The sequence below is a fragment of the Rhodothermales bacterium genome (genome assembly GCA_041391505.1).
Classification (GTDB): domain Bacteria; phylum Bacteroidota; class Rhodothermia; order Rhodothermales; family JAHQVL01; genus JAWKNW01.
In genome coordinates, this window is record JAWKNW010000025.1 from 1 (window position 1) to 21,583 (window position 21,583).

Genomic DNA, 21,583 nt, shown 5'->3' on the forward strand with positions numbered 1-21,583 from the left:
GGATGGTCTGGGGCGCGGTGGTCGAGGTCCGGGAGATCCAGTTCCACCCCGATCCAAACGCGACGAAGGAATAAGATGATGCGCAGAACACATCTCTGTGCGATCGGCATGCTGCTGGTCGCATCCCTGTGCCACGGCGTGCCGGATGCCGCCGCGCAGGAAGATCCGTACCCGGCGATGGCGCCGATCGACGCCTACCTGATGGATCGGGACGCCGAGATCCAGCTGGCGCGAAGCGCTGCTCCCGACTCGCTCTCCCGCGATGCGACCGTGCTGGTGCTGGGCCGGCATGGTTACGAGACCGCCGTCGAAGGCACAAACGGGTTCGTCTGCCTGGTCGCCAGAAGCTGGATAGCCGCGTTCGACTGGCCCGAGTTCTGGAACCCGAAGATCCGGGCAGCCGACTGCATGAATCGCCAGGCGGCGCGTTCGCTGGTGCCTGTCATCGTGTTGCGCAGCGAGGTGGCGATGGCCGGCCGCTCGAAGGAGGACATGCTGGCGGCGATCCGGGCGGCGTACGAGCAGGGCGACGTGCCGGCCCTCGCCTACGGTGCGATGGACTACATGATGTCGAAGTCGGCCTATCTGACCGACATGGGCGACCACAACGCCCCGCACCTCATGTTCTTTACGATGGGTCTGGAATCCGCGGATTGGGGATCGGGCGTGGCGAATTCACCCGTCATGGCGGCACCGTACTGGTTCTTCTGGCCGCAGGATACCGCGCAGCTGGATGGCCTGCCGCCGATCAACGTATTCCTGGTCGGGGTGCCGACCTGGTCGGACGGTGCGCCGGCCGGCGGGCAGGACCACTGAGACGGGAGCCTCCTGGCTCAATTGCCTTGTGATCTTGCGCAGGCGTGTGCCCGGTTATCTGATGCAGGATGAAAGAAGCGCCGGCATTTTACCGCAAGCAGGGCTACGAGGTCTTTCTGGAGCAGACAGATTTTTACAGCAGCGGTCACAGCCGTTTTGGACGCTGCAAGAGCCTGCGCTGAACCTGGAGCGCCCCGGCTCTATGCAGACGTCAGAAACTGTTGAGAAATCAAAAAGGGTTGTCTTCCTGAGCCCCCGGCGCTTGCGACGGGGTTGTCGAAGGACCTCCCGAATCACTCGCGCAGGGCTCCCATGAGCGTCTCACGGTGGTTCGAGAGGTCTCCCCGCGTTCGCGCGGACTCGCATTCATCACGCCCACCGCAAGCGGAGGGCGGTTCAGGATGACGCACCGAGAAGGATTTTTGAAAATCCCAACCGTTTCTCAAGGGGCAATCGGGTCTTGTCTCGTTGGGTGATGGTATTTATGTTGTTTCTCAGCTGACACGTCCAGCTGAAAACCATTCATTCATCCGTCCGATGCGTATCTGGATACTCGCCCTGCTGTCGCTCCTTGGTCCGGCGGCATTTGCCCAATCGCCGGTCGCACCCGACGCCTTGCAGGATAAATTGATCGGCCAGTGGGTTATGACCGGCACGATCGACGGGGAAGACGTTACGCACGACGTCGACGTCGACTGGATCCTCGGTCGTCGTTATATCCGCGTCCACGATGTATCCCGTGAGCGGGACGCCGATGGAGCGCTCGCCTATGAGGCGTGGATACATATCGCATGGGATGAACAGAACACTGAATACGCGGTCATGTGGCTGGACAATACCGGCACGACGAACTTCGCGGAAGAAGGCGTCGGACACGGGAAGCCCGATGGCGACACGATCCCTTTCATCTGGCGGTTTTCGGACGGGAGCGGCATCGACAACACGTTCGCGTACGACCGGGCGAACGACAGCTGGTCCTGGAGCATCGATAACGTGGCGTCGTCCGGGCAATTGGCTCCGTTTGCACGTGTGACGTTGAACCGAAAGTAGACGGAGGCGGGAAGAGCATGTGCGAACGACCGGACCTACTCAAACAGATGTCTCGATGCGCCCTGAAACATCCCTGCGTCTGGTAAAGACCGCCCACACGATCGTCTGGGCCTTTTTCGCCGGCTGCATCGTCGCCCTCCCGTTTTACGCCTGGCGCGGCGCGTTCGGCACGGCCTTCGTTCTGATAGCCATCACGTGCGTTGAGGTCGTCATCATCCTCGCCAACCGCTGGCGCTGCCCGCTCACCGACATCGCCGCCCGCTACACCGACGACCGGCAGGATAATTTCGACATCTACCTCCCCCTCTGGCTCGCCCGGCACAACAAGACGATCTTCGGCAGTCTGTTTTTCGCGGGGCTGCTCTATACCCTGGCGCGATGGCGGGGGTGGATGCCGTAACGCAACCCATGAACGCATGCGATTCATCCCCAACCTCCTCTGGTTCGACTGCTCCGCCGGCGCGCTCGTCGGGGTGCTGGTACTGATCTTCAGCGGGTGGCTAAGCCGGCTCGAAGGCCTGCCCGAAGGCGTTCTGCTGTTCACCGGCGCAGCGAACCTCGTGTATGCCGCCTACTCCTTTTCGCTGGCCGTCCGCCCGGAGCGGCCGATGCGGCTGATCAAGGTGCTGGCGATCGCCAACATGGCGTGGGCTCCGGTGTGCATCGGACTCATCGCGGCCTTCGCCGGCGCGGCGACGCCGTTCGGGTTCGTGCATCTCGGGGGCGAGGCCGTGTTTGTCGGCGTGCTGGGCGCGGTCGAGTGGCGGTGGCGGCGGGCACTTGCCTCCGGCCTTGCCGGGCGAAAAACGGTCTGAAACATGCCCAACCTTTAGTGCCAGCCTGCCGTAGGGGAAGCGACACGCAGCGTTCACCCAATGGTCGCATGAAGCAGTCGCGTTTCGCCGCAGTTCTTCTCGCTTTTCTGGCACTCACTCCGATCGCCAGCGCGCAGCATGCCGGCGACCCGCGTGCCGAGGAGGTCGCGTTCGACAGCCACGGTGTCACCCTATCCGGGACGATCGTCTTGCCGGCGGGAGTGCCGATTGATGCGGCGGTGGTCTTTATCCACGGCTCTGGAAAGCAGACGCGTAATCTGGGTCTGGCGGAGCGGTTTGCTCGGGCCGGCATCGCGGCGCTGGTCTACGACAAACGCGGCGCAGGCGCGTCCGGCGGCACCTACGAAGGCGAGCAGAGCGTCAGCGAGCAGAATATCGCCCTGCTGGCAGACGACGCGGCATCGGCTATGCGGGTTCTTACTGAGCACCGATCCCTCCGGGGGGTACCGATCGGATTCGCCGGCATCAGCCAGGCCGGCTGGATCGCCCCTTTGGCGGCCGAGAAAAGCCGGCTGGCCGACTTTCTCATCCTCTGGAGCGGACCCGTCTGCCGGGTGAGCGAGGAAGACATCTTCAGTAAGTACACCGCCGACCGGGACAGCCGCGTCGCGCCGGCGTACGGCGAGGCGCTGCACGCGCGGACGGAGCCCTATGTCTGGCCGGATTTTCTGGGCAAAGACACCGACGCCGGCGAGAGCCTCGCCGCGCTGGGGATACCGGGATTCTGGCTCTTCAGCGACAACGACGGCAGCATCCCGGTGGACCTCTCCATCGAGCGGCTGCAGGCGCTGCGGGGCAGCGGCCATCGCTACGACTATGTCTTGTTCTCGGGGCTGGGGCACAACAACATCGACGGCACCTTCGCCACGGCCGTCGACTGGATCCGGCGCCTGCGCTGAACGGCGGCCCGGCCGGGGCACAGGTGTTTTCCCCGGCGGGTAGCGTCTGCGGCGACACTATGGTGTTGGCTTGCGCGATGCAGGCCATTGCTTCATCTCCGTGTCAAACCGCATGTGGTGTTCGTTATGAAATACGTTACCGCTCTTTTTGCCCTCCTTTTCGTGGCCGGCCTGCCGGCCGCCCATGCCCAACTCCTGGGCCCCATCGGAGGCTCCGGCGCCGACGGCGAATACAACCAGGCGGCCGACAGCCCGTTTTTTTTGCTCGACTTTTCGACGGGTTATTTCTACCTGGAAAATTTCGAAGAGGACTTCGATGTGCCCGGCGTGACGACCGACCAGGGCAACAAGGTCAGCATCAACTACGGGCCGAACCAGCACGATTCCGTCGATTCCGATGACGGGGTCGTCGACGGCAACGGTCTGGACGGCGACAACTGGTATTACGACACCGGATCGATCGGGGTCACCTGGACCTTCGACGCGACGGTGCTTCCCGCGCTGCCGACTCACGCCGGCATCGTCTGGACCGACGGCGAGGGCGACATCGTATTCGAGGCCTTCGACGCGGAGGGCAACTCGCTTGGGACAGTGACAGGCATGCACGCGTGCTGCGGCACCAGCGGCACTACGGCCGACGACCGGTTCTACGGCGTGATCGATGCCGGAGGTATCTCCGCGATCAAGATCTCGAACGCCGGTGGCGGCATTGAACTCGACCACCTCCAGTACGGACGGATGGACATCTCCAACGTGGCCATCGAAACACCCGGCTCGGGGCGTTCCGACGGGACCGCGCTGCATCAGAACTACCCCGAGCCCTTCCACGGACGCACCACCCTGGCGTTCGATCTGCCCGATCAGGCCCCGGTGCGGGTCGAGGTGATCAACGTACTGGGCCAGGTGGTTCAGGTGCCTTTTGACGGCTGGGCGTACCGGGGCGCGACGACGGTGCCGGTCGATCTCTCGGCGCTGCCGGGCGGCATCTATATCTACCGCATGACGACGCCCTCCGGAGTCTTCACGCGCCAGATGGTCAACGCCAGGTGAGCGATCCAGCCGACGTCGTATGTCTCCATACTACCAGCAGATACGGGTCCGCATCGGGCACCAACTTATGATGGTGCCGAGTGTCGCGGCGGTGATTCGGGACGAAGAGGGACGTCTGTTGCTGCAGCATAAGGCATCGGGCGAGGGCTGGAGCCTACCGGCCGGTGCGATCGAGCCGGGCGAACGGCCCGAGGATGCGTTGCGCCGGGAAGTCCGCGAGGAAACGGGTTTGATCGTGACCGCGCGCGCGATCCTCGGCGTTTTTGGCGGTGCCGCGTTCCGCTACGTGTATCCGAATGGCGATGCCGTCGAATACACCGTCGTTCTGTACCGGTGCGACATCACGGGCGGGCATCTCGCGGCGTGCGATGCGGAGACGGGATCGCTTCGGTTTCATTCTCGCGCCGGCATGCCGCTGCTGGCGCTGCCTTACCCCACCGAGCTGCTCTTCCCGGCTTCTGACATGGATATGCCGGCGGATCGGGCCGGCTAGTGGTCATATCGTGTCGGTGGTTCTGTACTTTGGACAGGCACGCCTCCCGCCAACCTTAGACATACCGAACGTGCACGATGCAGGCGATCGAACATCCCTCCGTTGATCTTGTCCAGGCCGGCGCGTCCCTCGCCGCATTCCCGTCGCCATGCGTCATCTGATCCTCGTCCTGGGCGACCAGCTGGATGCGGACTCATCCGCGTTCGACGGATTCAACCCCGAGCAAGACGCCGTCTGGATGGCCGAGGTGGCCGAGGAGAGCACGCATGTCTGGTCGCACAAGGCGCGCATCGCGCTGTTTCTCTCCGCCATGCGGCATTTTCGCGACGCGATGATCGCGCGCGGGAGGACGGTGCACTACCGCCGGCTCGACGATGAGGGGAACGCCGGCACGCTGGCGGCGGAGCTGGCCGCCGCGGTGGAAAAGCTCCGTCCCGGCAAGCTGATCCTGACCGAGGCCGGCGACTGGCGGGTGCAAGCGTCGATCGAAAAAACCGCTTCAGCGCTGGGGGTGCCGGTGGAGATCCGATCCGACCGTCATTTCCTCTGTACGCGCGAGGCGTTCGCCGCCCACGTCAGCGGGCGCAAGCAGCTCCGGATGGAATATTTCTACCGGGAGATGCGCCGCAAGACCGGCGTGTTGATGGAGGGCGATCGGCCGATCGGGGGCGCGTGGAATTACGACGCCGAGAACCGCGGCGCCTTCGGCAGCGAAGGTCCCGGACAGGTCGCCGAGCCGGTCGCGTTTGTCCCGGACGCGATCACCCGGGAGGTCATCGCGCTCGTCGAACAGCGCTTCGCCAATCATCCTGGCAACCTCGCCGGCTTCGACTGGCCCGTGACGCGCGATCAAGCGCTCGCGGCGCTGCGGGATTTTGTGACGCATCGTCTGCCGCATTTTGGCATGTATCAGGATGCGATGTGGCGTGCCCGCCCCGGCGACCGAATGCTCTTTTCCGGGGACGCGCCGGCGGCGTCTTTCGATCGTCGCGACGCCTACCTGTTTCACTCCCGACTGAGCGCCGCCCTGAACCTCAAATGGCTGGACCCGCGCGAGGTCATCGCGGCGGCCGAGGCGGCATGGCGCGACGGGCGAGCGCCTCTTGCCGGGGTCGAGGGCTTCATCCGGCAAATCCTCGGCTGGCGCGAGTACGTGCGCGGCATCTACGGACACTTCATGCCCGGGTACCGCGACCTGAACGCCCTCGATGCCGTTGAGCCGTTGCCGGCGTTCTACTGGACCGGCGACACCGAGATGAACTGCCTGAGCCAGGTCATCCGGCAGACGCTGGCGTTCGGCTATGCGCATCATATCCAGCGCCTTATGGTCACCGGGCTCTACGCGCTGCTGCTCGGCGTCCGGCCGCAGGCCGTGCACGCATGGTATCTTGCCGTTTATGTCGACGCCGTCGAGTGGGTCGAACTGCCCAACACGATCGGTATGTCGCAGTACGGCGACGGCGGTTTGATGGCCAGCAAGCCGTACGTCGCCTCCGGGAAGTACATCCAGCGGATGAGCAATTATTGCGAGCGCTGCCGGTTCGATCCATCGAAGTCGACCGGCGACGACGCGTGCCCCTTCACGACGCTTTACTGGGATTTCCTGATGCGCCACGAACCGCTTCTGGCGAAAAACCCCCGCATGGCGTTGCAGGTTCGTTCGATGAAGCGGCTCGGACCGGCGGAGCGGGAGGCCATCCGGGCGCAGGCAGCACGATGGCGAGCGTGATGTACAGGCGCCGGATGGGCCGATGATCGGGCTGTTCGCGTGATCAGCGGATGGTCATCGTATGCCGGAACGGCGTCCGGCCGGTCAGATAGACGTGCATCCCCTCGCCCCTGATGGTACCGTTGTGCACCGAATAGGCCTCGCCGTCGAGGCCGCGGAGGTTGTTGTGCGCGTAGGTGCCGGGGCCGATCTCGATGACGTCGTCGCCGGCGATGTACCGCGCCGTGCCCGACCGCAGGAAATAATCGTCGCCGTTGCGTTCTGGCGACACGCCTTCCAGCCGGCCGCCCTGGTTGAAGCAGCACTCGATCGTCACATCGACATCCGGCGGTCCGTCGATGTCGAACACGAGCGTGAAGGCGCCGTTGTCCTCCGCGACGGTGACGGTCGACTGTTGCACGACGGTATCTTTGGGCCGTTCGGGGAAGTCCAGCTTGCTCCAGAACCGTCCGTCGAGCGACTCGGTGAGGGGGTAGTCGCCGGCGGGGTTGCGCTTGTCCGCCGGCAGCGGCAGGTAGTAGTAGGCCTCTTTTCGCTCGGTCAGCGCGTAGCGGTTTCCGTCGATGGCGACGCCGTCGCCGCGTACGTAGCCCATGCTGAAGAAGGTGGTTGACACCCGCACGGAATGCAGGATGGCCTTGCCTTTCCGGAAGGTGAAGAGCGTCGGGTTGTTGGAGCGCCCGGAGGCGACCTGGATCGGTTTGTCGTTGCCGCCGAAGATGGAGGCCGTGGTATCCGCGCGCCGGATCCGCACGAGCCCGGAGCCGGGCAGCGACTTCGTGTACGTCGTGGGCGGGTGTTCTCGGGGCTCGAGCCGGCCCAGGAGGATGGGATCCTCCATGAAGGCGTACAGCTTGGTGAGTGCATGCCGCTCGAAGCCGGGGAACTCCTCGATCTGGTTGGCGATGGACGCGAGGAAATCGTCCTTGAAGTGGAGGGCCAGGTATTTGTACAGGAAATAATACCGGGCCATTTCGAGCGGGGCGTTCTGATCCTGTCGTCTGGAATCGAGCGTCACGAGGTCGCCGTTGGGCTCCAGATAATAGTAGGTGGCGACCAGGTTGCGCCGGGCAATCTCCATCAGTTCGGGGCGGTCGAGCAGCCGGCCGATCGTCACGAACGCGTTGCTTTCGACGAGCGCGTAGTTCCTGCTGCGCTCCGGATAATTCCCGTCCGCATTCTGGTAGATGCCTTCCGCGAGCCACTGGTCCATGCGACGCAGGTATTTTTCGTCGCCGAACAGCGCGTGGAGCCGCGCGAGCATCGCCGAGACCACCCAGCGGTGGTTCGGGGTGTGGATGCCGCCCGTGCGGACGGCCTCGCCGGCGCGCACCAGGAACGTGTCGAGCTTCTCCCGCACGCCGCCCGAGGCGTCGATGCCGGCCTGCTTGAGGATCTCCGCCGCCGGGATCATCTTCTCCAGAAAAAACGCCGTATCCGGGGGCGACTGCCGGTTTCCGCCGGAGTCCATCGTGCCGTTGGGGTATTGCACCTCGAGCAGCCGGTCCAGCAGGGAGTCCATGCGCGCCAGCACCTCGCCGGACGCGTGGTACGTCGATTTTGGATGGCAGTAGGAAGCGGCGTATGCGGCCAGGGCGTCGCTGAAGGTCCGGTAATACCGGATCTCGTCGTAGTTCTTTAGCGACTCGAAATACTGCGCCACGACGCGGTCGCTGCGCTCGATGATCCGGTCGAGCAGGGCGTCGTCGTGGACGATGGCCGGGCCGTTCGACAGCCAGCGGGCGAGGAGGCCGGCGTGGGTCGTCCCGGCCAGGCCGAGGGCGCTCAGTTTCAGGAATGTGGATCGGTTCATCGTGTCCATGCGGGGTCGTCAGTCAGGGCTGGATTGCGGGGTTCTGCGAGAAGGGCTGGCCTGCCGGCGGCAATGTAAGGCTTGCGGCATGGAACGGGCAAAGCATGGCGGCCGGTTTGGCAATCCGGCGATGGGATGGCTACCTTGCGCCCGCGCCGGTGGTTCTGGATCAGAATCACCCCTAACCCCTTTAATTCCGAGACCGTCATCACCTACACGTTGTCTGCCGATACCGAGGTGGAACTGTCCGTGTACACCGTTACGGGTCGTTTGGTGGCCGCGCTGGTCAACGAGCGGCAGGCGGCCGGGCCGCACGCCGCCACCTGGCACGCCGGCGAGGCATCGAGCGGGATCTATCTGTACACCCTGCGGGCCGGGGCGTTCGAGCGGACGCGGCGGATGGTGCTGTTGCGGTAGCGCAACGAGGCATTATGCGGTGCGATTGAGCGAATCCCATCAGACGGTCGAGAAGACATGCGAAAGAGCGGTATGAATCCGAAGGTCGACGCGTTTTTGCACCGGGCGACGGCCTGGCAGGAGGAATTCGAGAAGCTGCGAGCCATCGCGCTCGCCTGCCCGCTGGACGAAGATCTGAAATGGGGCACCCCGTGTTATTCGCTGGGAGGCGGCAACGTCGTCCTGATCCATGGCTTCAAGGACTACTGCGCGCTGCTGTTTTTCAAGGGCGCGCTGTTGCAGGACCCGGAAGGCATCCTGGTGCAGCAGACGAAAAATGTGCAGGCGACGCGCCAGATCCGGTTTTCGAGCCTGCGGCAAATCGTGGAGATGGAGCCGGTAATCACCGCCTACATAGAGGCCGCCATCGAGGTGGAAAAGGCCGGTCTCAAGGTAGCCCTGAAGTCGACGGAGGCCTTTGAGGTCGCCGAGGAATTCCAGGCGAGGCTGGATGAGCTGCCGGCCCTGAAGGCGGCGTTCGAAGCCCTGACCCCCGGCCGGCAACGCGCTTACCTGCTGCACTTCGCCGCCCCGAAGCAGTCCCGAACCCGCTCGTCCCGCATCGAAAAGTGCATCCCGCTGATTCTGGAGGGCAGGGGACTGCAGGATCGTTAACCCGGGCCATGAACTCATGCGAATCGTACAAAAAGCCGGTCTGGCGCTGGCGTCCCTTTTCGTGATCGGTGCTATCGGTTTCTACTGGAACGAGGCGCGAAAGGAGGTCGTCTTCCTCTGCGGCAACTTCGTAGAGGGCGTTCCCGAGGCGTCGGTCCGCCGGCAACTCGATACCGGCAACCTGCTTCGGTATCACACGGTGGATACGCATGAAGGCCGCCAGGTGCGCGCCGAGAGCCTGATGCCGTTTGGCGTGCCGGCGTGTGTCGTCGACCTCGACGCGGCCGGCGTGGTCGTCGCGGCGCGTCTGGAATGAGGTCTGAGCGATTCGCTTCGGCCTCTCAACCTGCCCTAACCCTACGCATCAGCGTCTGTACGCACGCCACCTGCTAACCCCACGCATCAACGCGTGTACGCACGCCATCTGCTACCCCACGCCACTCGCTGCCCCATGCTGAAGGGTGGGGCAGGGTCCTCCGCGTGTGCAGGGCGAGGATGCCCCACCCGCGGCGCCCATGAACCCCACGCCACTGCTGCCCACGTGAAGTGGGCAGGGCCTCGCGTGTCATGGCGCCTGAACCCCACGCCACTCGCTGCCCCACGCTGAAGGGTGGGGCGGGTGCAGAGCCTCCGCGTGGGGCAGCAGGGCGAGGATGCCCCACCCGCGGCGCCCGCATGAACCCCACGCCACTCACTGCCGCACGCATCAGCGTGGGGCAGGAGCCTCCGCGCGTGCAGCACGAGGATGCCCCACCCGCGGCGCCCATGAACCCCACGCCACTCACTGCCGCACGCATCAGCGTGGGGCAGGAGCCTCAGCGCCGGGCTGCGGCCTCAGCATGGGGCAGCATCCTCAGCGCGGAGACGGACGCAACCCCACCGACAGCAGGTACCCGATCATCCAGAACTCCCCGACGCTCGCCGGCGCCGTCAGCCCTTCCACCAGCCACACCGGCGCGCCGGCGACGCCATTCGAGAGGAAGGCGCTCAGCAGGTACCCTCCGCCGCCCCCCATGAGGGTCCACCCGAGCCCCTTCGGCATCCGGCCCGAGGTCAGGGCGAGGTACCCCATCGGGATGAGCCAGAGCCCGAAGAACAGCGCCCCGACGCTCCAGAAGTTGGAACTCAGGACATACATCAGCTGGATCGTCGCTGCCGCGTCGCCGCCCGGCGCGAGGCCGGCGTCGGCGGAGACCTCGATGGCGGTCGCCATGAACCCGGCGCTGCCCAGGATGGCGACGGCGTTGACGAAGCCGAACGCCGCGAGCGAGCCGGCGGCGATCTCGCCGAACGAGCGAAACAGCTTGTAGAACCAGATCGCGGCCAGGGCCTGCGTCACCACGATGCCCATCTCCAGCACGACGCCGAGCCGCGCGAGCGCCGCGTGGTCGATCAGGTTTTGCGCGGTCGCGGCCGCGTCGCCGGCGACGTAGATGGCCGGGCGGACGAGCAGAAAGCCGAAAACGCCCGTCAGGGCGATGCCGAGGTACCAGAGGCCGGTGATGCGGGCCGTTTTGTTGAGGTCGCTCATGTTGGTGGGGTTGGGGTGGGTCCGGACACATGTCTCGCTAAGAAATACGGGACGAGGCGTAAAATGGCAAGGTTGCGTTTCCCGGACGTAGGCCGAACCGCTTTTCAAACGCCGTCCGCACGCCGCGGGGATCCACCCGGACGCCGCCGCGTCTACCCAGCGAAGCCGTTTTGATGGGATCCTACGCCGGGGCACGAGTCGTTTTGCACGCTGGACGCAGCACATATCTGGCAGCGGTGTTGCTGCTTTTCGGCCTCGCGCATCCGGCGCGGGGTCAATCCGATCGGGAGGTGGCGGAACGTATCGTTGCGACCCTGCCGGCGAGCCCGCAGGGCTGGAGCGCGGCCGCGTTCAGCGAAGCGCAGTTCCGCCACGTGCAGGACCACGGGGCGCTGTATGTCGACGTGATCCGGGAGGCGCTGTCCTGGCCGGCGAGCGAACGGCTTCTGGAAGATGAGGACGCCATCCGGCTGTACGGCACGTTGCTTCCGCTGCTGGTGACGGCGCGGGGAGAAGCGTCGAGGCACTTCATGGACGAGGTGTTCCAGGCCGCCGCGCGGCGCTACGACCGGTTGCAACAGTCGGTCGATAGCCAGGGCAATCGGGCCAAGAGCGCGATCCTCGCCGAAGAGCTTTTTATGCCGCTGGCCGACGTGATGCGCCTGTCCATCGAGGGATTGCGCTACAGCGAAGACGACCGGTTGCTGGATGAGGTGATGAGCCGCTACGACGCCATCCAGGAATCGGCGCGATCCGCCTGTGTCGCCTACGTCAGGCAGTTCAGTCCCGGGAATCCGAAAGCTGAAAAATGGCTCCAGGATCGCGGACTAGCTCCGGCCACCCGATAAACCGCCGGCCGCGAAGGGGCGATGGCGGATGCGACCACCCAGGCGGCGTTCGGGCTGATCCAGTTGGAAGGAGGGTGTAAAAGGCGGGTCCGTGATCGATTTCTGGCGGGTTTGTTGCGTCAGAACAGAGACCCCTCTCCAACCGAGCATCAAACCGCCTTTCTTATGCTGCGCGTCCTTCTTCCCGTACTGCTTCTGCTCGTCCAGGCCGGCTGCGATTCGGCCTCGACCGCCGATCAGGACCCATCGCCCCCCGCCGATCTCGACCCGACCGTCACCCCGCCGCCGCCCGGCGACTGGTACCGTCCCGCCGCCGACGTGACCTGGCAATGGCAGCTCGACGGCACGATCAACACCAGCTACGCCGTCGAACTCTACGATGTGGATCTCTGGGAAACCCCCGACGCGACGATCGACGCGCTGCACGCCGCCGGCCGGCGGGTGATCTGCTACTTCTCGGCCGGCTCCGGCGACGAAGACCGCGCCGACTACGACCGCTTCCTCCCGTCCGACCTCGGACGCAAGCTCGACGGCTACCCCTCGGAGCGCTGGCTCGACATCCGCTCGGCCAACGTCTTCCAGATCATGCTCGACCGCCTCGACCTCGCGGCGGAACGCGGCTGCGACGGCGTCGAGCCCGACAACGTGGACGGCTACACGAACCGGCCGGGCTTCCCGCTGACAGCGCAGGATCAACTCGCCTTCAACCGCAACCTCGCCAACGCGGCGCACGAGCGGGGGCTGGCCATCGCGCTGAAGAACAGCGGCGACCAGGCCGGCGAGCTGGAACCGTATTACGACTTCGAACTCAACGAGGAGTGCCACGAATACGAGGAGTGCGAACAACTGCAGCCGTTCGTCGACGCCGGCAAGCCGGTTCTCAACGTCGAGTACACCGATACGAAGAACCAGGCGACCAACCTCTCGCGGACCGTCTGCCCGGTCGCCAATGCGGCCGGGCTGCGGACGCTGATCATGTCCTACGACCTCGACGATGCCTTCCGGGTCGCGTGTTTCTAAATCCCGCATCCAACCCCGGGAATGCGCCGGCCGGTCGCTCGATCCGGGATAGATCGCCGTCGGGATTGATGCGCGCCGGGCCGACGCCTACCTTACCGATGTGCTTGCAACGGGTCGTGCGTCCCATGCCTTCACGGAGACGATTCGGCCCAGAACGGAAAGGATACCATGCGTTGCCCCCGGATCGCCACAGTGGTGCTTGTTACAGGTCTGGCCGTCCTGGCTGCATCCTGCACCTCCGCCATGAAGGTGGATCCTGGCTCCGTCGTCCAGGTCGAGGATGCGCGCGGCAACCGGGTGACGGTGCTCACGGCGGCGGGCTTCGCCCATCCGCCGATCTCGGACTGGCCGTGGGTCCGCTACAACTTCCCGCCGGAAACGGCGCAAATACCCGATCTGGAGCGGGAGCTACAGGAACTGTACGACGCCGGCGTGGGCGGTGTGGAGATCGGGCAGGGCGGAGCGCCCACGTTCGAGCAGCTGGCCGCCATCCTGCGGAAGGCCACGGCGCTGGGCATGAGCGTCAGCCTCAAATACAAGGACGGTGCGCCTGTCCCGGGCACCTACGCCGAGACGGACGACTATGTCCGCAAGATGCTGCAGATTCGCGACACGACGCTCGCCGCCGGCCAGGCTTTCGAAGGCGCGCTGCCCGGTGAGGGGACGCTCGTCGCGGTGCTGGCCTATCGGATGGCGGACGCCGTCGAGGCCGATACACGGGTCATCGCGCTGGATCGCGCGTCGGTCGTGGACCTCACCTCCTCCGTCACCGCGACGAATACGGACGGCTTCCTCGGCGGCTCGACGGCCGGCGCGCTCGCCTGGATCGCCCCCGCCGAACCTGCCGGTGCGCGATGGGTGCTGATCACCTTCCGGGCCGTCGCCTACAGCCCGCAGCCCGAAGTCTACAGCCGCAAGGGCACGGATCAGCTGATCGCCGGCTACGAGGCCTACTGGCCGGAGGAGATCAAGACTCTGCTCCAAGCGACGTCCGGCGGCGATCTTTTTGTCGATTCGCACGACACCGATCCCTGGGGCGCCGTGCTGGATCTGTGGAGCAGCAACCTGGCCGGCGACTTCCAGTCGCGCCTCGGCTACGACCTCATCCCGAACCTCGCCGCCCTGATCCATCCCACCATGAACCGGATCATCCGCGGGCGCGCGTCTTTTTCGACCGACCGGTATTACGCCTTCAGCGATGGCAGCGCCGAGCGGATTCGGGCCGACTTCAACCAGCTCCGCAGCGATCTCTACATCGAAAACCGGATCCTCCCGTTCAAGGAATGGGCGGCCGGGTACAACCTGAAGCTGCGGCTCCAGTTCGAGGACGGCGTCACCCCGCCGGAGGCCGCCTACAACTTCGGCGGCGACCAGATCCAGGTGACGTACCACCTCGACCGCACGGAGCACGAAACGCTCGCACAGGTGGACGCCATCGACAGTTACCGGCCCATGGCGTCGGCGAACCACCTCAGCGGCAGCACGTGGTACTCCAACGAACTCGCCGCGGCGCTGGGGATGAACTACGTGCAGACGTTCCAGGACCTGATGATCCGCATGAACAAGGGCTTCGCCGGCGGCAACACGAAGCCGGTGTACCACGTCTATCCGCACGCCGCGAGTCCGACCGCCACCTGGCCCGGCCACGACCACTTCGCGCCGGCCGGCTTTTCGAACAGCTGGGGGCCGCGCAATCCGAACTGGAACGCCGACGCGAAGCGGCTCAACGCCTGGATGGCGCGCAACGGCCAGGTGCTCTCGCAGGGCGTCCCCCGGGTAGACCTCGCCGTGTACATGCACAACTTCTCGTACCCGACTGCCCAGGGCGACCTGCGCGGGCACTGGAACGACCCGGCGCTGTACCATGCCGGCTATTCGTGGGATTACCTCAACCCGACGCTGCTGAGCCTGCCGGGCACCACGGTCCGCAACGGCCGGCTCGCGCTTGATGGGCCCGCCTACAAAGCGCTGGTTTTTGATGCCGATCTCTGGCCTCCCCAAAACGCGGCCAGCGGCGATCTTACCCTCGCGATGGCGGACCGCTTCCTTGAATATGCCGTGGACGGCTTACCCATCCTTTTCGTGGGCCGGCTGCCCGACGAAACTCCGGGGGATACCCCGGAGGACGATGCTCGGCTGAGGGAGCGGATCGAGCGGCTGATGGCGTTCAGCACTGTCCGGCACGTGCGGACCGAGGCGGATGCGCCGGCCGCACTCTGGGAACTCGGTGTTGAGCCTGCCGCTCTTACCGCCGCCCTGCCCTCTGAGCCGTCCAGCCTGTTCAGCGTCCGCCGGCACGACGCCGGCACCGGGACGGATTATTATTTCCTGTACAACCAGGGGCATCAATCCAATACCTACAACTCCCTCTACGAAGAGCCAACGGCGGCGCTGGATGGCACCGCCGGCGACCGCTTCGTGGGCACGGGCGACGGGATCGATCTGGAGGTCCGCTTCGAGGGCGCCGGCGCGCCGTACCGGCTCGACGCCGGCTCGGGGACGATCACGCCCCTCGCCGAATACGAGGCCGGCGACGGGTATGTCACCCTGCCCATTCGCCTGGGGCGCGACGAATCGATGCTCCTCGCCATCACCCGAAACCCCCAACGCTTCGGCAGCGCGGCCGCGCCGGTGCACGTGACGGGCACCACGGCGGAGCGGGCGGTGCAGACGGCCGGCGGCGACATCGCCGTGCAGCTCACGTCGGCCGGCCGGTTCGAGACCGTGCTGAGCAACGGCGAAACCGTGTCCAGCCAGGTCGAATTTGTCCCCGAGCCGCTCGACCTCACGGCGGGCCTCTGGCAGCTTTCCGCCGAGGACTGGCAGCCGGAGCATCCGTTCGGGGCCACGGGACAGGATGGGGCGGCGACGAGCCGGCATCCCGTGCAGGTCGACCTCTTGGGCCTGAGACCCTGGCCCGACATCCCCGAACTGGCCCGCGCCTCGGGGGTCGGGACCTACACCACGCGGCTCGACCTGCCCGGCATGTGGGCCGACGGCTACGGCGCCTACCTGGAGCTGGGGCAGGTGGTGGACTCGTTTGTCCTCACCGTAAACGGAGACCCCGTACCCATCGATCAGATCAACCCGGTGGCGGACATCGGGCCGTACCTGCGTGCCGGCGTCAACGAGATCGTCGTCCGCGTCGCGACCACGCTGAACAACCGCCTGGCCACGCTGCATCAGGGCGTCGCCGACCGAGGCATCGTGCAGGCGTACGGGTTGGTGGGGCCGGTCGTGCTGCGTCCTTATAAACAAGAGAGGGCGTGGGGCTCTGCCTCGGAATAACCATGGCCGACTATTACGGATTTCTCGCCTCGATCAGCGCCGTCCTCGGCGGGTTCGCGCTGGCCTTTTTGGGCTCCGTGCTCAGCCGCCCGGAAGGGCGGGTTTCGGCGTGGACGCTCGGGCTCAGCGCCGGCGCGACGGCCGTGTTTACCGTCAAGGCACTCGGATGGGCGCTCGCGGCGTCCGACCTGGCCGTCGCCACTATGCCGTCCGGACTGATGGAGAGTCTCCGGCCGCTTCATCGGACCCTGTCGATGCTGTTTATCGGCGGGATCTATCTCTTTCTCGCCGTGCTGGGCGTCGCCGGCTGGATGCGATCGCGGGCGGTAGGTATCGCCACGACGGCCATTGCCGTGACGGCCGGCGCTCTGGTCGTGTATGTGCTGACCTTTTTTGTCAGATAGGCAACTCCGGTACGTCAATCCCGCATTCCATAACCCGCATCCCCATCCCCATGCCCCGTAGCGCAGTAACCTCCCCCAACGCTTCCACCGTCGGACCCTATTCGCACGCCGTGTGGGCCGGCGAACTGCTCTACCTCTCCGGCCAGACGCCCATCGACCCGGCCACCGGCAACCTCGTCTACGGCGACGTCGGCGCCCAGGCCGCACAGTGTTTCGCCAATCTGTTCGACGTGCTGGCGGCCGCCGGCCTCGCGCCCGGTGACGTCATCAAGGTGAACGTCTACCTCACCGACATGGCGGATTTTCAGGCGATGAATGCCGTGTACGCCGGCCAGTTCGCGATGCCCTACCCGGCTCGGACGACCGTCGCCGTCGCCGGGCTGCCGCTGGGGGCGCGGATCGAGATCGAGCTGATCGCGCGCCGGTCTGCCTGAGGCCTGCGTTCACCACGACAGCTGCAGCAGCGAAACCCCCTGACGCGGCAGTGAGAAGGCGATCGTCGCCTCGCCGGCGGGGGCGTCGATCCACATCGGCGACGTCAGCAACTCCAGCTGCCCGGACGCCTCCAGCCGGGCGTACTGCTCCCGCGTGACCTGCTGCGGGGCGCCCATCTCGCGCCAGACGGTGTAGGCGTTGCTGTGGTTCTCGTCGATCCGGTAATGCGAGAGCTTCACGCGGCCGGCGGGGATGCCCTTCAGGTGGACCGACACGTCGGCGGCCAGCGCGGGGAGGTCGTCGTCGTGGTAGTTCCAGACCATCACGTAGGCCGCGTCGCCGTCCCGGCTCGCCAGCGCGTTGATGTCCGGGAGGTCTCCCCGGACGCCCTCCTGGATCACGCGCTCAGCGGATGGGGCGTCGGATGGCGACACCGCCACGCGGTCGCCGCCCATCATCCCGAACATCCGGAAGACGTTCAGCACCGGCTTGTCGACGCCGTTGGTCGCCATCGCGCGGAAGCCGGCGAACCAGGGTTTGCCCTCGAACTGGAACGACCAGCTGACGGCCCCTTCGAGGTTGATTCCGCGCCGGTCGGCCAGCTCGTATTTTTTTGCGAACGAGGACGCCGTGTAGCTGGCGTACATCGTGCCGTTGCGGTAGGCGTTGGCCGGGTGGTAGTCGACCGAGCACGCCGCGCAGCCCTCGGGGTCGGATTCGCCGATGATGATGGGCAATGCCTTGAAGGGTGATGCCGCCACGATCTGGAAGCCGGCGTCGATGGCGTCCAGTTGCGGGGCCATGTTCATCCGCACGTAGCGGCCGTCGTCCATCACGCGGGGGCTGCCCTTGGCATGGAAGGAGATGAAATCGAGCGGCGAGCCGGTCTGGCCCGTCGCGTAGTTGGTGCCGGCGCTGCAGTGGGCGAGAAAATCCGCGAGAAACCGGCCCGAGGCGTCGTCGCCGAGGCCCGGGTTGGTCGTCGTGGGGCCGCCGACGCGCGCGGCCGGCAGCGCGCGTTTGATGGCGTCCGCCGTGTAGTCGTACAGCGTGAAATACTCCTCCCGGGTGCCTTTCCAGTAGGGGATGTCGGGTTCGTTCCACACGTCCCACCACCACGTCGCCACCTCGTCCGCTCCGTAGCGGTCGACGCTGTGGCGGACCCACTGGAAGATCAGTTCCGCCCATTTCGCATAGTCCTTCGGCGGATAGGCCCAGCCCGTGAAGATGTCGCCGTAGGGGTCCGCCGGCGACCAGTGGTGGCGGTAGGGCTCCGGCTTCGAGGAGAGCGCCTTCGGCATGAATCCGACTTCCATCATCGGTTTCGCGCCGTTCTCGACGTAGGTGTCCACGATCCGGTCGACGATCGTCCAGTCGTACACCGGGTTGCCGGCGGCGTCTTCCGTATAGGCGTTCGTCGAGCCCCACTTCAGCGCCGCGCGCGGCCCTTCGTCGGTGTTCAGCATGCTGTGCGCCCGGAAGTACACTGGCACCGGGCTCAGTTCGCTGATCTCCCGGATCAGCTTACGACCGTTCGCCATGTAGGTATAGTTCGGCTCGTCGTAGCCCCAGTACGCCCACATCGGATACATGGCGCCTATGCGCGTGTCCAGGTCGATGCCGATCGATACAGGCTGTGCTTCCGCGCAGGAAAGGCATGGAAGCAGGAGGATCAACAGCAGAAAGGCGGGGAAGCGGGTCGCGTGCATCTGGAGGCGGGGTTGGTGAGCGCCGGATAGCGTGAACGGTTTGAAGCTCCAGGTTTCCTGTTCAACGTAAACGCGCCTTGAACCTGAAACGGCAAACCCATGCACGCCGCGGCATGCATGGGTTTGTACGTAGATACGCGAAACGAAGCGAGAACTACAAGCGAGCCCGTATGGCGAGGAGGGAGGCGCCCGATGGGCCAGGGGCCCCTCAGCGATGCACCACCGGCATCGTCTGCTGCAGCCGTACGGCGTTTCCGGTCTCCAGCCGATAGAGGTACAGCCCGCCGGGCAGGTTCGAGGTGTCGAGGTCGTAGCGGTAGACGCCCGGTACATGGAAGCCGTCGGCGAGCACGTCGATTTTTCGGCCCAGGAGGTCGTACACCGTCAGCGTCACCCGATCGGGCGCGAAGAGTTCGAAGGCGATGGTCGTCGCCGCGCCGGCGGGATTGGGGTAGTTCGGGTGCAGCACCGCGTTGGGGCGGTCCGGACCGGTTTCGTCGCCTATCGACTCGATGACAGGCCGCAGCGTCACCACGGCGACGGCATCCTCCGTAAACCCGATGGGCTCGCCGATGGAAACGAAGGCGTTGCCGCTGGAGACCGTGACGTCCGCCAGCGTACCCTCCTGCAGCGGGCCGCCGGCGAACGCATCGTACCAGCGGATGTCGTAGGTGCCCGCCGGCAGCAGAAGCTCCGTCGGCTCCAGGTAGGGGGAGTACACGAGATAGGCCTCGCCCGGTTTGGCGAGCACCCACGTGTTGGCGGCCGTGGCGATGCCGTTCAGGTTGTGCATCTCCCAGAACGGCAGCCCGCTGCGCTGTATCATGGCGACGCCGTCGCGCGTCCGCTCGAAGAACTCCTCGCGGTAGCTGAAGTCCTCCATCCAGATGTCGTTGTATTCGTAGGGATCGGAGCCGAAGTACCAGTCGGCGCCGGCGCCGCCGGCCATCAGCGTCCCCCAGAACCCTTCGCGCCGGGCGCGCCGGTTGGTCGGATCGCGCCGGTCGCCGTCGGGCACGATGCCGTCGCTCCAGTGGCCGATTTCGTCGAGCGTCACGACCCACGGCTGTTCGGCGGCGTTCGACGCCGCCACCCACTTCAGTACGGCGTTATGGATGCGGCCCGGCAGCGACTGCGGGATGTCGAGCGAATCCAGATCCGTCAGACCCACCTGCAGCGAGGCGCCGGCGAAATTCGGGAAACCCAGCAACGGGGTGTAATACCGCTCGTGGGCGTCCAGCGTACCGTTCGCTTGCGAGACGATAGGATGGTCGTAGGCATCCACGCTGCGGATAAAGTTCGAATAGTCGCGGATCTGGGCCGTCGTGGCGGAATTTTCCTCCCCGAGGTTCCACACGATACCCGGGTGGTGAGCGTACCGCGCGACCAGTTCGCGATAGAACAGCTTGCGGATCCGTCCGAGCTCGGCATTGTCCAGATCCCACTGGTTGAGGCGATCCTGGGTGACCATGTTGATGGAGATGCCCAGGCTGTCCATGTGGCTGAAGACGACTTCCCACTGGGCGAGCTTGACGATGCTGAACCGGTCGCGCGACTCGGCCTCCGGCGTCAGCCAGGGCCAGATCGCGGTGTCCTGCCCGTTGCCGTTGAACGCGGTGTTATTGACGATGAGGTAGTAGCTGTTGACGTTCAGGCGGTGCAGGTAATTGAGGGCGCCGATGACGCCCTGGCCTTTGGACCGGTCGGGTCCCCAGAGCGGGTCGCCGGCTCTAAAATCCTTGACGTGCGGCCCGAACTGGTGGGGCGGAATGCGCGGGATGGTGTCCTGCTGGTACGTGTTGTCGAACTCGTGATAGTGGAGCAGATTCTCGGGGCTGCCCGCGCCGTTTTTGAGGAAGTACTCGCCCGACCCCGAAAAACGCAGGTAGTTGGTGTCCGAAGATCTCAGAAAGCCCTTTGCCCTGAAGTCGCTACCGGTTTTGTCGGATTCGCCCACCGCGAACGTGCCGGTCGCGCCGTCGGGGCCGACCGGCGTTCCGTCGCCGGTTTCGATCACGAGGTCGGGCCCGGTCTGAAACGACACCCGATACGACCAGACGCCGGATTCGGGCGGCGCGAAATAGGCCATCCAGACATTGCCGGAGTCCGCCTCGGAGCGTTCCGCACGCCCGTCGCCGGCGTAGAATCCGGGGACGGTCAGTACGTCGCCCCCGCCGGGCGGCGTGAGCATCACCAGCAGCCGGTAGTCGGTAAACGGGTTGGGGTCGCTCGTGGCCGACACGGCGCCGCAGTCGGCTACGGGGCACGTAACGAGAAGGGAGATCCTGTGGTACTCCTTGAACGTGCCTTCCAGGCGGATCGGGTCCTGGGCCAGTGCTGTGCGGCTCGTCAGCAGAGCCAGCCCGATTATAAGCGCGACGGCCCATCGACGACGGGACCACGACGCGGTATGTGAAACCATGTATGTATGCGGAATGAATCGACTCGTAGAGGACTACCTGAATGCGTCGCGCGGGCTTGCGCGTATCGGGGAAGCGGGGCAACCGGGCGCGCAGGCATCGCCCATTCAGGTACTCGGCGTAGGTGCCTACTCGTCTCGCGCCTGTCGGTTCGGCAGTGGCATGCGGAAG

At 65.5% G+C, this 21,583-nt stretch carries 20 protein-coding genes; 16 read left to right on the forward strand and 4 right to left on the reverse strand.

Going from position 1 to position 21,583, the window contains the following annotated elements; translation table 11 throughout:
- The first annotated feature begins 75 nt into the window (after positions 1–75).
- From R2834_19325 to R2834_19360, 8 genes are all read left to right on the forward strand, one after another.
- Positions 76–816, forward strand: coding sequence for a hypothetical protein (locus tag R2834_19325; GenBank protein MEZ4702493.1), 741 nt, complete (start codon positions 76–78; stop codon positions 814–816).
- A gap of 537 nt (positions 817–1,353) precedes the next feature.
- Positions 1,354–1,866, forward strand: a complete 513-nt coding sequence (locus R2834_19330) for a hypothetical protein (protein ID MEZ4702494.1) — start codon at positions 1,354–1,356, stop codon at positions 1,864–1,866.
- 55 nt (positions 1,867–1,921) lie between these two features.
- Positions 1,922–2,266 carry a hypothetical protein gene (locus R2834_19335; GenBank protein MEZ4702495.1) on the forward strand — a complete coding sequence of 115 codons (345 nt, stop codon included), beginning with the start codon at positions 1,922–1,924 and terminating at the stop codon, positions 2,264–2,266.
- Positions 2,267–2,282: 16 nt separating this feature from the next.
- The gene (locus R2834_19340) at positions 2,283–2,681 is read left to right on the forward strand and encodes a hypothetical protein (GenBank protein MEZ4702496.1); all 399 of its coding nucleotides are present in this window, start codon (positions 2,283–2,285) and stop codon (positions 2,679–2,681) included.
- Positions 2,682–2,749: 68 nt separating this feature from the next.
- Entirely contained in the window at positions 2,750–3,601 is an 852-nt protein-coding gene (locus R2834_19345; protein MEZ4702497.1) for an alpha/beta hydrolase, read from the forward strand.
- A 126-nt stretch (positions 3,602–3,727) separates the two neighbouring features.
- Positions 3,728–4,651, forward strand: a complete 924-nt coding sequence (locus R2834_19350; GenBank protein MEZ4702498.1) for a T9SS type A sorting domain-containing protein — start codon at positions 3,728–3,730, stop codon at positions 4,649–4,651.
- A 19-nt stretch (positions 4,652–4,670) separates the two neighbouring features.
- Complete coding sequence (locus R2834_19355) at positions 4,671–5,144, forward strand: NUDIX domain-containing protein (GenBank protein ID MEZ4702499.1); 474 nt, start codon at positions 4,671–4,673, stop codon at positions 5,142–5,144.
- Positions 5,145–5,292: 148 nt separating this feature from the next.
- Positions 5,293–6,873 (forward strand): cryptochrome/photolyase family protein, encoded by a 1,581-nt coding sequence (locus tag R2834_19360; protein ID MEZ4702500.1) that lies wholly within the window; start codon positions 5,293–5,295, stop codon positions 6,871–6,873.
- A 43-nt stretch (positions 6,874–6,916) separates the two neighbouring features.
- Here the strand turns inward: R2834_19360 and R2834_19365 are convergent, their stop codons facing one another.
- Positions 6,917–8,686, reverse strand: a complete 1,770-nt coding sequence (locus R2834_19365) for a hypothetical protein (GenBank protein ID MEZ4702501.1) — start codon at positions 8,684–8,686, stop codon at positions 6,917–6,919.
- 135 nt (positions 8,687–8,821) lie between these two features.
- Between R2834_19365 and R2834_19370 the strand changes: the two genes are divergently transcribed.
- Genes R2834_19370 through R2834_19380 form a run of 3 tightly spaced genes read left to right on the forward strand, consistent with a single transcriptional unit; the run spans position 8,822 to position 10,073 of the window.
- A complete protein-coding gene (locus tag R2834_19370; GenBank protein ID MEZ4702502.1) occupies positions 8,822–9,103 on the forward strand; it encodes a T9SS type A sorting domain-containing protein in 282 nt (93 codons plus the stop codon).
- A 57-nt stretch (positions 9,104–9,160) separates the two neighbouring features.
- A complete protein-coding gene (locus R2834_19375; protein ID MEZ4702503.1) occupies positions 9,161–9,757 on the forward strand; it encodes a YdeI family protein in 597 nt (198 codons plus the stop codon).
- 16 nt (positions 9,758–9,773) lie between these two features.
- Complete coding sequence (locus R2834_19380; GenBank protein MEZ4702504.1) at positions 9,774–10,073, forward strand: hypothetical protein; 300 nt, start codon at positions 9,774–9,776, stop codon at positions 10,071–10,073.
- A 537-nt stretch (positions 10,074–10,610) separates the two neighbouring features.
- Here the strand turns inward: R2834_19380 and R2834_19385 are convergent.
- On the reverse strand, positions 10,611–11,288 hold the full coding sequence (locus R2834_19385; GenBank protein ID MEZ4702505.1) for a DUF4386 domain-containing protein: 678 nt from the start codon (positions 11,286–11,288) through the stop codon (positions 10,611–10,613).
- Positions 11,289–11,524: 236 nt separating this feature from the next.
- On the opposite strand from R2834_19385, the gene R2834_19390 reads away from it, so the two are divergent.
- From R2834_19390 to R2834_19410, 5 genes are all read left to right on the forward strand, one after another.
- Entirely contained in the window at positions 11,525–12,136 is a 612-nt protein-coding gene (locus R2834_19390; GenBank protein MEZ4702506.1) for a hypothetical protein, read from the forward strand.
- Positions 12,137–12,301: 165 nt separating this feature from the next.
- Positions 12,302–13,156: an endo alpha-1,4 polygalactosaminidase gene (locus R2834_19395; GenBank protein MEZ4702507.1), complete on the forward strand. Its 855-nt coding sequence runs from the start codon at positions 12,302–12,304 to the stop codon at positions 13,154–13,156.
- Between the two features lie 243 nt (positions 13,157–13,399).
- Complete coding sequence (locus tag R2834_19400; GenBank protein ID MEZ4702508.1) at positions 13,400–16,444, forward strand: glycosyl hydrolase; 3,045 nt, start codon at positions 13,400–13,402, stop codon at positions 16,442–16,444.
- A 2-nt stretch (positions 16,445–16,446) separates the two neighbouring features.
- Positions 16,447–16,848 carry a hypothetical protein gene (locus tag R2834_19405; GenBank protein ID MEZ4702509.1) on the forward strand — a complete coding sequence of 134 codons (402 nt, stop codon included), beginning with the start codon at positions 16,447–16,449 and terminating at the stop codon, positions 16,846–16,848.
- Between the two features lie 50 nt (positions 16,849–16,898).
- Positions 16,899–17,282, forward strand: coding sequence for a Rid family detoxifying hydrolase (locus R2834_19410; GenBank protein MEZ4702510.1), 384 nt, complete (start codon positions 16,899–16,901; stop codon positions 17,280–17,282).
- A gap of 9 nt (positions 17,283–17,291) precedes the next feature.
- Here R2834_19410 and R2834_19415 read toward each other — a convergent pair whose 3' ends face one another.
- Positions 17,292–18,992, reverse strand: a complete 1,701-nt coding sequence (locus tag R2834_19415) for a hypothetical protein (GenBank protein ID MEZ4702511.1) — start codon at positions 18,990–18,992, stop codon at positions 17,292–17,294.
- Between the two features lie 208 nt (positions 18,993–19,200).
- Positions 19,201–21,414 carry a DUF5060 domain-containing protein gene (locus R2834_19420; protein MEZ4702512.1) on the reverse strand — a complete coding sequence of 738 codons (2,214 nt, stop codon included), beginning with the start codon at positions 21,412–21,414 and terminating at the stop codon, positions 19,201–19,203.
- Between the last annotated feature and the right edge of the window lie 169 nt (positions 21,415–21,583).